The sequence below is a fragment of the Bradyrhizobium sp. SK17 genome (assembly GCF_002831585.1).
In the GTDB taxonomy this organism is placed as follows: domain Bacteria; phylum Pseudomonadota; class Alphaproteobacteria; order Rhizobiales; family Xanthobacteraceae; genus Bradyrhizobium.
On record NZ_CP025113.1, the window covers coordinates 6,726,332 to 6,740,931 of the forward strand.

At 64.9% G+C, this 14,600-nt stretch carries 13 protein-coding genes; 4 read left to right on the forward strand and 9 right to left on the reverse strand.

Going from position 1 to position 14,600, the window contains the following annotated elements; all coding sequences use genetic code 11:
* Nucleotides 1-27: 27 nt before the first annotated feature.
* Both flaF and CWS35_RS31285 read right to left on the reverse strand, forming a co-directional pair.
* A complete protein-coding gene (gene flaF / locus CWS35_RS31280; RefSeq protein WP_024585250.1) occupies nucleotides 28-393 on the reverse strand; it encodes a flagellar biosynthesis regulator FlaF in 366 nt (121 codons plus the stop codon).
* A 206-nt stretch (nucleotides 394-599) separates the two neighbouring features.
* Entirely contained in the window at nucleotides 600-1,760 is a 1,161-nt protein-coding gene (locus tag CWS35_RS31285; RefSeq protein WP_043855431.1) for a flagellin, read from the reverse strand.
* 362 nt (nucleotides 1,761-2,122) lie between these two features.
* On the opposite strand from CWS35_RS31285, the gene flbT reads away from it, so the two are divergent.
* Nucleotides 2,123-2,554, forward strand: coding sequence for a flagellar biosynthesis repressor FlbT (gene flbT, locus CWS35_RS31290; protein WP_024585280.1), 432 nt, complete (start codon nucleotides 2,123-2,125; stop codon nucleotides 2,552-2,554).
* Between the two features lie 73 nt (nucleotides 2,555-2,627).
* Here flbT and CWS35_RS31295 read toward each other — a convergent pair whose 3' ends face one another.
* The 5 genes from CWS35_RS31295 to CWS35_RS31315 form a co-directional block, all read right to left on the reverse strand.
* Nucleotides 2,628-4,508: a flagellar protein gene (locus CWS35_RS31295; protein WP_100955284.1), complete on the reverse strand. Its 1,881-nt coding sequence runs from the start codon at nucleotides 4,506-4,508 to the stop codon at nucleotides 2,628-2,630.
* A gap of 7 nt (nucleotides 4,509-4,515) precedes the next feature.
* Nucleotides 4,516-6,393 carry a flagellar hook-associated protein FlgK gene (gene flgK, locus CWS35_RS31300; RefSeq protein WP_024585282.1) on the reverse strand — a complete coding sequence of 626 codons (1,878 nt, stop codon included), beginning with the start codon at nucleotides 6,391-6,393 and terminating at the stop codon, nucleotides 4,516-4,518.
* Nucleotides 6,394-6,439: 46 nt separating this feature from the next.
* The gene (locus tag CWS35_RS31305; RefSeq protein WP_043855432.1) at nucleotides 6,440-8,275 is read right to left on the reverse strand and encodes a flagellar hook-basal body complex protein; all 1,836 of its coding nucleotides are present in this window, start codon (nucleotides 8,273-8,275) and stop codon (nucleotides 6,440-6,442) included.
* Between the two features lie 285 nt (nucleotides 8,276-8,560).
* Nucleotides 8,561-9,061, reverse strand: coding sequence for a peptide-methionine (R)-S-oxide reductase MsrB (gene msrB, locus CWS35_RS31310; protein ID WP_024584628.1), 501 nt, complete (start codon nucleotides 9,059-9,061; stop codon nucleotides 8,561-8,563).
* 73 nt (nucleotides 9,062-9,134) lie between these two features.
* Complete coding sequence (locus CWS35_RS31315; RefSeq protein ID WP_100955285.1) at nucleotides 9,135-10,622, reverse strand: FAD-binding oxidoreductase; 1,488 nt, start codon at nucleotides 10,620-10,622, stop codon at nucleotides 9,135-9,137.
* A gap of 94 nt (nucleotides 10,623-10,716) precedes the next feature.
* Here CWS35_RS31315 and CWS35_RS31320 point away from each other — a divergent pair, with 94 nt between their 5' ends.
* Nucleotides 10,717-11,259, forward strand: coding sequence for a histidine phosphatase family protein (locus CWS35_RS31320; RefSeq protein ID WP_100955286.1), 543 nt, complete (start codon nucleotides 10,717-10,719; stop codon nucleotides 11,257-11,259).
* Nucleotides 11,260-11,432: 173 nt separating this feature from the next.
* Nucleotides 11,433-11,858 carry a universal stress protein gene (locus CWS35_RS31325; RefSeq protein ID WP_024584625.1) on the forward strand — a complete coding sequence of 142 codons (426 nt, stop codon included), beginning with the start codon at nucleotides 11,433-11,435 and terminating at the stop codon, nucleotides 11,856-11,858.
* Between the two features lie 99 nt (nucleotides 11,859-11,957).
* Here CWS35_RS31325 and CWS35_RS31330 read toward each other — a convergent pair whose 3' ends face one another.
* Nucleotides 11,958-12,194: a DUF1127 domain-containing protein gene (locus CWS35_RS31330; protein WP_080890994.1), complete on the reverse strand. Its 237-nt coding sequence runs from the start codon at nucleotides 12,192-12,194 to the stop codon at nucleotides 11,958-11,960.
* A 181-nt stretch (nucleotides 12,195-12,375) separates the two neighbouring features.
* On the opposite strand from CWS35_RS31330, the gene CWS35_RS31335 reads away from it, so the two are divergent.
* Nucleotides 12,376-13,719: a PLP-dependent aminotransferase family protein gene (locus tag CWS35_RS31335; protein WP_024584624.1), complete on the forward strand. Its 1,344-nt coding sequence runs from the start codon at nucleotides 12,376-12,378 to the stop codon at nucleotides 13,717-13,719.
* Nucleotides 13,720-14,202: 483 nt separating this feature from the next.
* On the opposite strand, the gene CWS35_RS31340 is transcribed toward CWS35_RS31335, so the two are convergent.
* On the reverse strand, nucleotides 14,203-14,562 hold the full coding sequence (locus tag CWS35_RS31340) for a hypothetical protein (RefSeq protein WP_024584623.1): 360 nt from the start codon (nucleotides 14,560-14,562) through the stop codon (nucleotides 14,203-14,205).
* Nucleotides 14,563-14,600 lie beyond the last annotated feature (38 nt).

Below are 14,600 nucleotides of genomic sequence, written 5' to 3' on the forward strand. Positions count from 1 at the left end.
GGCGCGGCTCCGTCGTTGCGCGATCGATCAACCGCGGCCTGAAAGGCCGGCGGCAAGGTTGCAATTGATATCGATCAGCGACTTCAGCTTCGCCGGGTCCGGATTCATCTGGATGTCGACAGTCTGCTTCATCACGAACACGCCGATGTTCGCGATGTTCTGACGCACCTCGAGCGGCTGCGGATTCTCGTCGCCCTGCGCTGCGCTGAGGAAGATCGACCACAGGCGCCGGTTGAACAGCAATGCGTGATCGAGCGCCTTGTCGAGACCGTTCCAGTTCGACTGGACTTCCTGTAGCTGACGGGCCGCCTTCAGAAGTGCCTGCGCCTCGATTTCGCGTGGGGACGCCGTCGTCGTAGATGTACGAGCGTAGGCCTGGGCTGCATTCGACATTAATGACCTCGATGGATGCGGATTTCTCGAGCCGCGGAGACGCAATTCTAGCGCTCGATATTTATGCATCCGGCGCCTTTAAATATGGTTAGCAGCCGTTACGAAATGCGTCGTTCTGACGGCACAGACAGATACCGTAATATCCCGGAGACAAACGAAAACGGCGGGGTTTCCCCCGCCGTTCCCGAAGTGCTTGCGCGACGCGCTTAGCGGAGCAACTGAAGCACGCTCTGCTGGCTCTGGTTGGCGAGCGCCAGCGCGGAGACCGCGATCGACTGGCGGGTCGACAGCGCCTGGCTGTTGGCGGCTTCCTCGTTGGTATCGGCCAGCGTCAGGTTCGACGAACCGGTCTGCAGCACGTTGATCAGGTTCTTGGAGAAATCCTGACGGATCTGCACGATCGAGAGGTTCGAACCCAGCGTCGAGGCTTCGCTGCGCAGCGAGGAGCTCGCCGTGCTCAGCGACGCGATCACGTTGTTCGCCGAGTTGTTGTCGAGGAAGTCGGTGCCCGCGGCCAGCGATTTCAGGCCGAGGCCCGCGGCATCGAACTTGACGCCGGTGATGCTGAGCGTGGACTTGCCGGTCTCGTTGAAGGTCAGCTTCAGGCTGTCGCCGCTCAACAGGTTGATGCCGTTGAACGACGCGTCCTGCGCCGTGGTCGTGATCTGCGAGATGGTGTTGTTGTACTGCTGGACCAGCGCGGCGCGCGCCGACTGCGAAGCCGAGTCGGCAACCGGGGCGGTCGCGGTGCCGAACGTCGCGGTGCCGGTGCCGGTGTAGGTCACCGCACCGATCGTCGTCGAGGCAGCGTCGTTGGTCGTGCTGATGACCAGCTTGTTGGAGCTGTCGAGGCTCGCCGTCAGGTTGCTCGCCGCCAGCGACGTATTCAGCTGCGCCAGCGACGTGTTGGCGCCGAACGTGAAGCTGAAGGCGGGCTGGCCGGCAGAGGCCGCGATCGCCAGGGTGTCACCGCTCTTGATGGTGGTGCCATCGACGAGGTTCGCCGCGGTGCCGCCGAGCGCCGCCGCCGAGCTCACGGTCGACCGCGTGGTGTAGCCGGTCGGGCTTTGCAGCACCTGGTTGGCAATCGACTTCGCGGTGTCGACCAGTTTCTGCAACGAGGTGATGCCGGTGTTGGCAGCCTGGAGCACCTGCACGCCGTTGCCGATGCCGTCGAGCAGGTTGTTGATGTCGCTGGCACGGTTGTCGAGCGACTGCGCCGTGAAGAAGTTGGTCGGGTTGTCGAGCGCCGTGTTGACTTTCTTGCCGGTGGCAAGGCGGTTCTGCGTGGTGGAGAGCAGATCGGCGGTGGACTGGAGGGAGAGGAGGTTCTGGCGAACCGAGGACGAGAGAATGATATCGGACATTTTCATACCTTTCTGGTGTGAAACTGAGAAAAAGCCGCGCCAGTCCTTTCTGACCGCGCGGATGGCCGATCCTGCATTCAGGCCGCGAAGGAAAAAGAAATCTCCAGATTGGCATTTCAATCAAATGCGAGAGAATAAAATTGTCGCCATTGGACGAGGTTCGCCGCGAAAACTACTGACGCGACTGCTGATTCCGGCGCGACGTCACCGCCTGCGCGCGCCCTTTGTTCACCAAGCGTTAACCATCATGGGAAAGGATCGCTGTCGCATCGGCCCCGGGCCGCAACGGCGGCTGCTAAGCAGTGCCGAACATGTTCCGCGAGCGACGACATCGCGCGACTGCCCGGCAAAGGAGAACGGTCATGGCCCTGAAGGTCGAACTCAAACCGAACGAGCGCATCATCGTCGGCAATTGCGTGATCACCAACACCGATCAGCGCGCCCGCCTGCTGATCGACGGCGACCGCATCCCGATCCTGCGCGAGAAGGATATCCTGACACCCGAGACCGCTGACACGCCGGCGAAGCTGATCTATCTCGCGGTGCAGCTGATGTATCTGTCGCCAGACCCGATGGCGCACCACCCGACCTATTTCAGCCTGGTACGCGACATCATCACGGCGATGCCCAGCGCCTGGCCGTTCATCGAAAGCGTCAACAACTTCATCCTCAACGGCGACCTCTATCACGCGCTGAAGGAATCCAAGAAGCTGATCGCGCATGAGGAGAAGCTGCTGGAAACCGCGCGCAACCAGCAAAACGCCAATCGGGACGACACCCGCAAGAGCGCGTAGAAGTTCCGCGCCTTGAACGAAAAAGGCCTCCGCGAGGAGGCCTTCTTGTTGTCCGATGACGTGCGCCGAACGATCAGCCGATCGGCAGATATTTCAGCAGCGTCGTCTGATACAGCATCGACGTGGTTTGATACGATGCTTGCAGGCTGGTCTGTAGCGCCAGGATCTTGGTCGCGACCTCGTCCTGATTGACGCCCTCGACCGAGTCGAGCATCGTTTCGGCCATGCTCTTGAGCTGGGTCTGCCGATCGGTCGCGGCCTTGGTCGCGGTCTGGGCGCCGGCGAATTCGGCCTGCACGTCCTGGATCTGCTGCTGACCGTTCTGCGGAGCGAGGTTGCCACTGACCCGCTGCGCGAGGGCGGTCACCTGGGCGCTGGCATTCGGGTTGCTGGCGTCGGTCGTCACCGCCGCATACACCGCGACGTTCTGCAACAAATAGCGGAAGGCCTGCTCGTTGGCGCGCGCGCCATACTGCACGGTGATCGATTGATCGACCTGCGCCACGGCGGTGCCGCGCGCCGATCCCGGACCGTTCTCGCCAGTGTACCAGTTGACCGTATTGTCGGGCGTACCCGCGACCAGATTGGTCGCGGTGTCGAACGGCGGTCCCCCGACCCTCAGCGGCGCAGGGGCCGCGGTCGTGTTGTTGGCGATGCCGAGCGCACCGAGCGCCGCCGAATTCGAACTCGAGATCGAGAGACTCTCGCCATCGGCACCGTGCAGCGTGATCGCGCCATTGCTGATGGTCGACGGGTTCTTGGTGCCGCTGACCTGGTCGATCTTCGCCATCAGCGTCTGCACGCTGTCGGTGATGTTGACCTGGTTGCCGGTGGCGCCCGAGGCAACGAAGGTGATCGGGGTGCCGTTCACCGTGATGGTGTCGCCGGCCGCGAAGCTCGTGGACAGCGAGTTGGTGCCCGCCGCCCCCGAAAGCGCGGTGGCGCCGGAGATCGGCGCCGCCGGCGCATTCTGGTTGTTGACGGCCGCGCCGGAGACGGTCGCGACCGGATTGAAGAAGTTGTTCGACGCAGCGACCGCCGATGCCGCGACCAGCGAGGTGTCGCTCAGGGTCTTGATCGACGAGGTCAGCGTCGACTGGAGGTTGGCGGTCGTGGCCGCGGTGTCGGCGCCGATCAGGAACGAGCCGGCCGGCGCCGGGCTCGTCGTCGTCGCCGTGAGCTCGATCGCTTCGGTGGTCCCGTCGGGCAGCGTGAAGTTGAACTTGATCTTGTCGCCGTCCTTCGGATTGACGGCACCGAGATCGACCGATGCGGACTTCGGCGCACCGGTCGGCTGCGTCACGGTGGCTCCGGTCAAGGACGATTGCACCGACAGGAGCTTCAGGCCGAACGGCGAGCCGTCCTCGGCGACGCTGGTCACCGTCGTGGTCGCCGGCGGCGATGAGACGCTGAGGCGTCCCATCATGCCGGCGCCCTGATCGGCCTGCTTGCGCTCGTTGATGAGCTGGATCAGGCCGGCCTGGGTTGCGGTGCCCTTCAGCATGGTGTCGGCAGCGACCGTCGCCGGCGTATCCATCGCACGGCCGGAAAACAGATAGCGGTCACCCGACTGGCTGTTCAGCATCGCGACCGCATTGGCGAAGGCGGCCTGCGCCGTGATCTGGCCCGAGGTCTGCCCGTTGTTGTTCAGCGTCAGCGTCGCCGTTGTGGCGGCGTTCTTCACCTGGGTTCCGACGTCGGACAAGCCCTGCAAGGTGAGGTTGGCGACGCTCAGGCGCGTGTTGAGATTGGTCGCGGTGTCGGAGAACGCGTTGATGCTGCTGATCTGCGCGCGCAGGCTGAGCGCAAAGCCGCGATCGAGCCCCTGCCCCGCATAGGTCGTCGACACCTTGCCCGTCGCGAGCTGCGTCGTCAGGTCGTTGAGCTGATTGCGCAGATTGAGGATATTGGTGCCGATATAGGAAGTTCTGCCGCTTACGCCGTCGATCGACATGTTACCCTCACGTGAGCTGCAGCAGCGCGTCGTACATCTGCTTGATCGTCGACATCACGCGCGCGTTGGCCGAATAGGCGTTCTGCAGCGAGAGCAGATGCGCCATCTCGTCGTCCATGTTGACGCCCGAGGTCGAGTCCATCTTGGACTGTAGCGTGTTGAGAACGACGTCCTGACCGTCTGCCAGTTGCTTGGCGGCGGTCGCCGACTCGCCCTGCTGGCTGATGAACTGCTTGGCAAAGTTCAGCAGCGTGCCGGTGAACGGCGCGCCGGTCGTACCGAGACCGGTCTGCGGCGAATAGCTGTACGACGCGTTCGACAACTGGCTCAGAATGAGGTTGGCGCGCGTGGTGTCGCCGGCCGGCGTCTGTGGATTGGTCGAATACACCACCATGCGCGAGGGATCGCCGACCAAGGCGGTGTTGACGCTGATCCGCCCGGCAAGGCCGGTGGACTGCGATCCATTGGCGCTGATCGCGCCGGTGTAGAGCGCGCCATTGTCGGTGAACAGCGGCAGCTGCGGATCGCCCGAGGTCAGTGACGAGGCGGTCGTGGTGACCGACGCCGCGGTCACGTCGGCCTTGTTGGCGGCACCGTCGTCGAGCACGCGCAGCGTCGATCCCGACGGATTGGAGAATTGCAGGCCGGTTCCGCCGAGCGCGCCGTTGAGCTGCGCCAGCACCGAACTCATGCCGCCGGAGAAATCCACCCCCAGCACCTCGTCGTTCGGATCGACGGTCGCGGTGTTGCTCAGCGGCAGCACGCTCGGATCGTTGACACGGATGATCGACAGGTTGTGCGTGAGGCCGGTGGCGTTGTCCTTGTAGGAGAGGTGGATGGTATTGCCGTTCTGCAACCCCGACAGATCGAGGTCGAAGCCGGACTGCGCCCCCGACGTCGCCGCGGTGCCTGCCGTCGTCTTGTCCGACAGCGCGCTCGACATCGCGGCGGCGAATTGGTCGATCTGCGCCTGGGCCTGCACCAGCGTGTTGTCGCGCAGCTCGAGATAGGCGGCGATCTTGCCGGACCGGATCGAGTTGGTCGACACCATGTCGTAGGTGCCGCCATGCGGGAAGTTGATGGTGATGGTGCCGACGGTGCTCTTGGTCGGGTCGGAATTGTACAGCGTGTTGGGCGTCATCGTGCCCTGGGCGTTGAAGCTGAGCGTCGCGGCCTCGGTGCCGACCAGCTGCACGCCGGAATTGGTGAACACGGTCACCTGGTTCTGGCCGTTGGTGACGGTGCGAATGTCCATCAGCTGCGAGAGCTGCGTGACGTAGCGATCGCGCTGGTCGAGCAATGCCGCGGTCGAGGCATCGGCGGTCCCGCCACTGGCTTGCAGCTGGACATTGAGCCGCGCGATCTGTTGCAGGGCGTTGTTGGCGCTGTTGACGGAATCGGTGATCCCAGCCTCGGCATTGGCGCGCAGCGTCTGGATCCCCTGCGACGTCGCGTTGAGCTGCTGCGCCATCGATTGCGCGGCATTGACGACGCCGATGCGCGCCGACTGCGAATCCGGGCTGGTCGATAGGCCCTGCAACGCGGTCAGGAACTTGTTGTAAGCGTCCTCGATCGTGCCGGTGGAGTCGGGATTGCCGTAGACGCCCTGCAAATTGGCCAGGAAGCTCGAGCGCACGTCGGCGTAGCTGGCACCAGACGTCTCGGTGCGAAGCTGGGTTTGCAGGAACTCGTCGAGCTGGCGGTTGACGCCGTTGATCAGGACGCTCGAGCCGTACTGGCCGGTGGTACCGGTGGTCTGGTTCAGCGTCTTCTTGACGTAGCCCGGCGTCTCCGCGTTGGCGACGTTCGACGACACGAGCGACAGCGAGGCCTGCGTGGCGCGCAGGCCCGACATCGCGGTGGAAAGGGCTTGGCTCAAACCCATGTTGTGTACTCGCCTTTACTGCTTCACACGTGCATCGTCGATGCGATCAGCGCACCACGTTCAGAAGATCCTGCACCATCGAATTGGTCGTCGTGATCACCTTGGTGTTTGCCGAATAGGCCTGCTGGGTCACGATCAGCTTGGTGAACTCGTCGGCAATATCGGTGTTCGAGTTTTCCAGCGAGGAGCCGACGATGGTACTACCGCCCTTGCCGAACAGCGCCCCTCCGGACTCATCGGTCGCCTCGAACGCGCCACCGTCGATGCGCTTGAGGAAGTTGGTGCCGTTGAAGGTCGCCACCGAGATCTCAGCGAGGTCGATGTTGCGGCCGTTGGTATAGTTGCCGACGATGCGGCCGTTGGTCGAGACGCTGACCGACTGAAGCTGGCCGGCCGGGAAGCCGTCCTGCTGAATCTGGTTGACCTGGACGTTGCCGTTGGTATCCGCGAACTGGGTCACGCCGCCGGAGCCGAAATTGATCACGGGGCTGCCGAGCGACACGCCGTTGACGACGGCATTGTTGAGCGTCACCGAGGAAATCGCCGGCGACATCTGGCCGTTCGCCGCGAAAGTGAAGTTGACGTTGACGTTCTGCCACGCGACCTGGGTGCCGGTTGCATTGGGATTGACCTGATAGAACAGGTTCCAGGTATCGGTATGCCCGGCGCCCAGCGAAGCGCTGTCGCTCTTCGCCCAGCGCAGTTGCAGGTTCACCGGCGCACCCGACACGTCGTAGCCCGTGACGGCACCGCCCGAGACGGATTCGTTCAGGAACGTCGAGTTGTCGTTGCCGACCACCTGCCCGGTGCCGACCGTGCCGCCGCCACCGCGGGTCGCAGCCGCCTGCCCGGTGAAGCCGAGCGCCGCGAGCGCGGTCGAGTTCGAGCTGGTCACCTGCAAGTCCGACGCGGTGCCCGAGTGCAAGGTGATCTTGCCGCCGCTGATGGTCGATGGAGTCGCAGTCCCGGTAATCGCGTCGATCTTGGCGAGCAGCGTTCCGATGCTGTCCGTGACATTGAGCTGGTTGCCGGTCGCACCTGACGCCACGAAGGTGATGACGGTCCCGTTGACCGTGATCGTATCGGCCGGCACGACCGGCGGGCCGGCCGAGCCGGCGCTGAAGCTGGCGTTGATCGAATCGCTGCCCGCGGTACCCGACAGCAAGGTCGCAGCCGTGTTGGCCACCGACGGCGTCGCCTTGTTGTTTTGCGCGGTGCCGGTGACGGAGGAATCGGTATACGGCGCGGCGGGCGTACCCAGCACCAACGGGTTATGCCCGCTGCTGAACGCGCCCGGCCGCAACAGTTCGGAACCGGGAACCGAGACGTCGTGCGCGGTGGTCAGCGGATAGGACGCAAGGTTGGCACGGTAGTCGATCTTGGTGGTCTGCTGCGCCGGCAGGAAGTCGTTTGCGAAACGAAGCACCTGCGGCGAAGACCCCGACGGGTTGCCGGTGGTCGGGTCGATCCGCACGCCCTCGAGATAATAGCCGGCGCCGTTGACCAGATAGCCGTCCTTGTTGAGCTGGAAATCGCCGCGACGGGTGTAGCGGTCGACGCCATCGAACACTGGCGAGCCGTCGCTGAAGCTGCCGGGTTTTTGCACCGCGAAGAAGCCGTTGCCGTTGATCGCCATGAAGGTCGCGACCGACGCCGGCTGCACGTCACCCTGCACCGAGTTGGTCGAGCGCGACTGCGCCGTGACGCCGCCGGCGAGCTGCGCGGTCAGCGCGGTCTGCGGGACCAGGTCGAGGAACGAGGTATCGATGCGCTTGAAGGCGGTCGTCTGCGAGTTGGCGATGTTGCCGGAGATGTTTTCGAGTGCGTACGATCCTGCGCGCAGGCCACCGACCGCCGTCGTGAGAGCGCCGAAGATACCCATGACATATTCTCCAATTCAATTCCCGGCGGCTGGCAATCAGAACGATGGCCGCATCGGTGGAGCATGTCGCAAGGGTCGTGCCAGGAAACGAAACGTAACAAAATCATGCGCTTGAAAAAAACGCCGCGGCCGTTTAACCGGGGCACAATTGCCGGGCCGGCAACAATTGCCGGGAAAGAAGGGCGATTCTGACCGCCCTCCTCCTTTATTTTGATGCGTTGTCTTGAGCGCGAACCGGCATCCATCCCGCATCAAGTGCGGGACAGGCGTCGCTCGAAAACGCTATCAGGTCGCGGACGGCGCGGCCGGATGAAACACCAGCGCGAAGCCATCCATGCAGTAACGCAGCCCGGTCGGCTTCGGGCCGTCGTCGAAGACGTGGCCGAGATGGCCGCCGCAGCGGCGGCAATGCACCTCGGTGCGCAGCATGCCGAAGGTGCGGTCCGACGTGGTGCCGACCGCATTCGCCAGCGGTTGATAGAAGCTCGGCCAACCGGTGCCGCTCTCATATTTGGTCTCGGACGAGAACAGCGGCAGGTCGCAGCCGGCACAGGCGAAGGTGCCCTTGCGGTGCTCCTTGAGCAGCGGGCTCGATCCCGGCCGCTCGGTGCCCTGGTTGCGCAGGATCTCGTATTGCTGCGGCGTCAGCTGCGCCTTCCATTCGGCGTCGGTCTTCTCGATCTCGAATTTCTCGGCGGCCTGCGCCGGCCCGGCGCGCAGCCAGCGGAAGGCGGCGAAGCTCAGCAGGCTGGCGACGGAAGCCAGCAGGATGCGGCGGTCGATCATCAATCATCTCCGATGCGGACGGCCAGTATTGGCGAACGGGTTCGTCAACAGATACGAACCCCGCCGGCCGACGTTACATCCGCCGGTCGGAGACCCGCTCACTTTCTTGCGAGGCGTGAGAATGCGGCGCATCGCCGTCCCCAGCCTGCCGTGGCGGCGCCGGCCGCACCGTGGCCGATGGCGGACGGCGGAGCGCCGGCCCCCTGGTTCCCGCCTTGAGATTGGCCTCGGCCAGTCGCGCCTCGCGGACCCGCTCCCTGGCGCGGGCCCCCTCGCGGTAGCGCGCCAGCACGCCCGCCGCGGACGAGGCGCCCCTCGCCCACAGGCTGACGAAGTGGCCGGCGACGCGGCCGGTGGTTCCGCCGGCCCAGACCAGCTCGAACGGCGAAAACAGCCGCCAGCGGTCGTCGCCCCACAGGATGCTGCGGGCAATCAATTGCCCGGCCAGCGCCGAGGTGCCGAGGCCCTGCCGGCCGAAGCCGCTCGCCACCCACAGGCCCCTGCGCAATTGCCCGATCTGCGGCATGCCATGCACCGTGACGCCGACCGCGCCACCGAACACATCCGCGATCGGAACCTTGCCGAGTTGTGGAAACACCGTGGCGATGCGGCGCTGCACCGCCGCGCCGAAGCGCTTCGGCCGTGCCGCCCAGGTGGTCTCGGGACTGGACCAGAGCAGCCGATCGCCATCGACGATGCGGAAATGATCGATGCCATCGCTGTCGGCGACCGAGCCGGAAAAGGCGATGGTCTCCGCCAGCCGCTCGCCGAGCGGCTCGGTCAACGCCGCGTAGCGCCACACCGGCAGCAGCGTGTCCGACAAGCGCTTCAGCGGCGCGCCGAGGTGGATGTTGCCGGCAAGCACAATATGGTTGGCGCGTAGCCGGGCCGACGGCGTCACGATACGCTTGCGGATGCCGGAAAAGTCGATGCTGACCACCGGCGTCTCCTCGAAGATCCGCACCCCCGCCCGGGTCGCCAGCGCAGCGAGCCCGTGAACGTATTTGCGGCCATCGATCTGCAACGCCCTCGGATAGTAGATGCCGTGGAAATAGCGGCCAGTCCTGAGCACGCTGCGCACGCGATCGACCTGCCAGCCTTCGACCTCGGTCGCGAGCTCCTCACCGAGCATCTGCAAGCGGCTGATCAGCGCCTCGCCGACATCGACATTGGAAACCTCGAGCGCGCCGTCGCTCGGATTGATGCCCGGGATCAGCTCCTCCGTCGCGGTGGCGCGAACATAATCAGCGCCCTGCTTCGACAGCGCCCACAATTCGCGGGCATCATCGAGCCCGACCCGCTCGACCACGTCCGAGATCGGCAGGCCGAAACCAGGCATCGCGGTGCCCAGATGATGACCGGACGCGTTCCAGCCGACCTGGCGCCCCTCGAGCACGGCGACGCTGGCGCCGAGCCGCGCCGCCTCGCGCGCCACGGTCAGGCCAGCCAGCCCCGCCCCGACCACGCAAATGTCGACATCGAGGTCGAACGCCATACGGTTGCGGAACGGCGAGGCCGCCTCGTCCGGGCCGTCCGCCGCACTTGTGGAAGTCTCGCTCATGGCGTTTTCTACGAACCGCTGCGGCGCTTGTCACCTTGTCCAGGGCATGCGCCTGTAGAATTAATTCGACCAGACCGAATCGAGATGGAAGTCCATGCGCCGTTTGCTGCTGTTGCGTCACGCCAAGACCGAAACCGACGCGCCTTCGGGGCACGACCAGGACCGTCGTCTCGACGAACGCGGCCACCGCGATGCAGCGGAGATCGGCGGCTGGATCGCCGGCCATCCGCCCATCCCCGAACTGGCGCTGGTGTCGCCGGCGGTCCGCACCACGCAAACCTGGGAAATCGTGCGCGACGCGATCAAGGGCGCCGGCCCGCAGCCGAACGTCGAATTCCTGCCCGATCTCTACGGCGCCGATCCGGCGCAACTGTTGACCGCGATCCGGATGGCTTCGGTCGCCGACCCGAAGCGGCTGATGCTGATCGGCCATAACCCCGGCATGCACGAACTCGCGCTGACCTTGACCGGCAGCGGCGACGAGGCGGCGAAGCGCGCGCTCAGCGACAATCTGCCGACCTCGGGGCTCGCGGTCTTCGACTTCGCGACCGACGACTGGAACGAGGTGTCGTTCCGGCGCGGCAAGCTCGTCCTGTTCGTCAGCCCTAAACTATTGAAGCAGGCCTCGCGCAACTGACGCGAGCGGACATCGCCGCTGCGCCATGCTATATTGATGGCCACGCGACAGGGGGACCGGTCTGCGTCGACACCACAGGCCAGCTCGGGCACAGGCTGGCTCAAGACCAAGAAGGCGCGCGTCCCGGACGAGGGACCAAACGGCTCCAGACCAATCGCGGACAGGAGGCGCAGATGTACAAATCCATTCTCGTGCCGATCGACCTCGCCGATACCGATCTGGCGAAGCCTGCGATCGCAACCGCTGCGACGCTCTCGCAGACATGGAACGGCGCGGTGCGTTTGCTCAACGTGCTGCCGATGACCCCGGTGATGCTCGCCGAATATGTTCCGGCGGACTTCGACAGCCAGCAGCGTGAAACCTCGGAAGAAGCGCTGGCGATCGTCGCGCGCGAATCCGGCATCGCGGCCGGGCGCATCTCCGGCGTGGTCCGCCAGGGCGGCATCTATCACGAGATCCTCGAGGAGGCCGCGACGATGAAGGCCGACCTGATCGTGATGACCTCGCACCGCCCGGCGATGCGCACCTACTTCCTCGGCTCGAACGCCGGCCATGTGGTGCGCTACGCCAAATGCTCGGTGCTGGTGGTGCGGCATTAGTGCGGCCGGACCGCGGCCGCAGGCACGCGCGGTCGAAATCTCGAAAACAACCCCATGCAAAGCAGCCGGCGGAGCGCCGCCGCGCCCGCCAGGACCGGCTCAGCGGATCCGCATCAGCTCCAGGTCGAAATTGCCGGTCACCGCGGTTTCGATCTGGCAGCGCGAGATTCCGATATCGCGCAGCGTCCGGTCATCGAGCTGGCGCAGCATCTTGATCGCATCGCGACGTACCCAGTAGGTCACGAATGCATCGCCCCAAACTCGGAGCAATCGGAGCAATCCACCCAACATGCCGGACCGTGCGAGCGGTGCGGCGGGTGAGGACATCATCGTCATTGTCATCTCCTTCGGCAGCCCAGACGGCAAAGCTATAGCGTTGACACAAATGCGATTTCAGCACTTGCGCGGGGTAACCTCGGATCGCTTGCGCTCTCCTCGGTGCAATCATGGGCTTGTTCCCTCTTAAATGATCCGGTACATCTCTCGGAGCAACTAAAACATTGCTCTCGGTGCAATAATGTCGAGATTCGAATATCTGAAGCTGGCGGACGCGGTGGCCGCCGAGATCGCCAGCGGCACGCTGAAGGCCGGCGACCGCCTGCCGCCGCAGCGTCATTTCGCCTATGACCGCAACATCGCCGTCTCGACCGCGAGCCGGGTCTATACCGAGCTGTTGCGGCGCGGGCTGGTGGTCGGCGAAGTCGGCCGCGGCACCTTCGTGTCGGGCGAGGCGCGCCGCGGCAACGCGGCCCCGCCCGAGCCGCGCGGCGCCCGCATCGATCTCGAATTCAACTATCCGCTGCTGCCGCATCAGGCGACGATGATCGCCAAGAGCCTCGAAGGACTGGAGCGGCCCGAGGTGCTCGAAGGCGCGCTGCGGCCGGCCACCAGTTTCGGTACGCGGGCGGCGCGAACCATCTCGTCGGAATTCCTGGCGCGCAAGGGCTGGACGCCGAACCCCGACCAGATCGTGTTCACCGCCAACGGCCGGCAATGCATTGCCGCGGCGCTCGCCGCCGTGGTGCCGCCCGGCGGACGCTGCGGCGTGGAGGCGCTGACCTACCCCTTCGTGAAGGGCATCGCCGCGCGGCTCGGCATCTCGCTGGTGCCGCTTGCGATGGACGAACACGGCGTGCGTCCGGACGCAGTGCAGAAAGCACATCGCGAAGCGCATCTGTCCGCGCTCTATGTCCAGCCCACGATCCAGAATCCGCTCAGCATCACCATGCCGCCGGAGCGGCGCGCCGAGCTGTTGCGCGTGGTCGAGAAGCTCGGCCTCATTGTCATCGAGGACGGCGTCTATGGATTCCTCGACGACGAGGCGCCGCTCGCCGCGCTGGCGCCTGACAGCTGCATCGTGCTCGACAGCCTGTCGAAGAAGGTCGCGCCGGGCCTCGCACTCGGCTTCATCGTGTCGCCGCCGCGACTGCGCGAGAGCACCATGGCTGCGGTACGCTCCGGCGGCTGGACCGCGTCGGGCTACGCCTTCGCCGCGGGCCAACGGCTGATGGCCGACGGCACCGCCGCCGAATTGTCACGGCTGAAGCGGATCGATGCCGGCCGCCGCCAGCTTCTGGCGGCGAAGCATCTGGCCGGTTTCGAGGTCCAGACCAACCCGAAATCCTATCACCTCTGGCTGACCCTGCCGCAGCACTGGCGCTCGCAGACCCTGGTCGCGGCCGCGGCCCGCCGCGACATCGCATTGACCCCGTCGACGACCTTTGCCGCCACGCCGGGGCACGCGCCCAACGCGGTACGACTTGCGCTCGCCGCGCCGCCGATGGAGCAGCTCGAGCTCGGCCTGCGGACACTGGCGGGCATGTTGAGCGCAACCGAGGAAGATTTTGACTCCACGGAATGACGCCGCCCAAAGCGCCATGAGCTTTGATTGAACCGGCTTGGCTCGGTCTTGGTTCACCTCTCCCCGCCGGAGAGAGGTCGGATTGCGCTTGGCGATGCGAAGCATCGTCCAGAGCAATCCGGGTGAGGGCTCTTGCTCTCTCGATAGACCGTAACCCCTCACCCGATTTGCTGCGCAAATCGACCTCTCCCTTGGGAGAGGTGGACTTCCGATGCCGCTCCAGATCAACCTGATCTCATCAGGCGTTTGGCACTCCGAGGTGCGGCCCGTCCTCCCGTAAGTCCCCCGTCAGCGACCGGCAGTAGCATGGGCGCTCGGGGGCCTTCTATGCGCCATCTGCTGACGGGATATTTCGTCGTCTTCGGGTTTCCCATTCAGAATTGGGTGCTCCCGACATTCGCGGTCCTTCTGACCTGGATCGCGCTCTCACGCCGGCTGCTCAGGTAGCCGGTGACGGCGATAGATCGTCAGAGCAGCAGGATGTCAGTAGCCGCAGGCGGCATACGTCTTTCGGGCAAGGCGGTAGCCTGCCCCCGCGGCCACGAAGTCCACGTCAAGGCACAGGTCGCCTCTGCGATATTCCCCGATCACGCCGCACTGTAGATATTCGAGATTGATCCGCCAGCGCTTCTCTTGCGGTGAGTAGGTCGCGAAATCGTGCTGCGCGACCGGCGTCCCCCTGCAAATCCCGGCGATATATTGCTGCACATCGAGCGGCAGGCTGTCGATGTGATGGGGGTCGAGCGGATCATGCTTGTTGCCGACGCTGCCGCCCTTGGAGAGCACCGGGGAGATGCCCGACAGCACGAGGCACAGCGCCAGAAGCGGGGTCCGGATTGTCATCTGACACTCCAGCTAAGATTGATTTGTTGCTGAGTGTA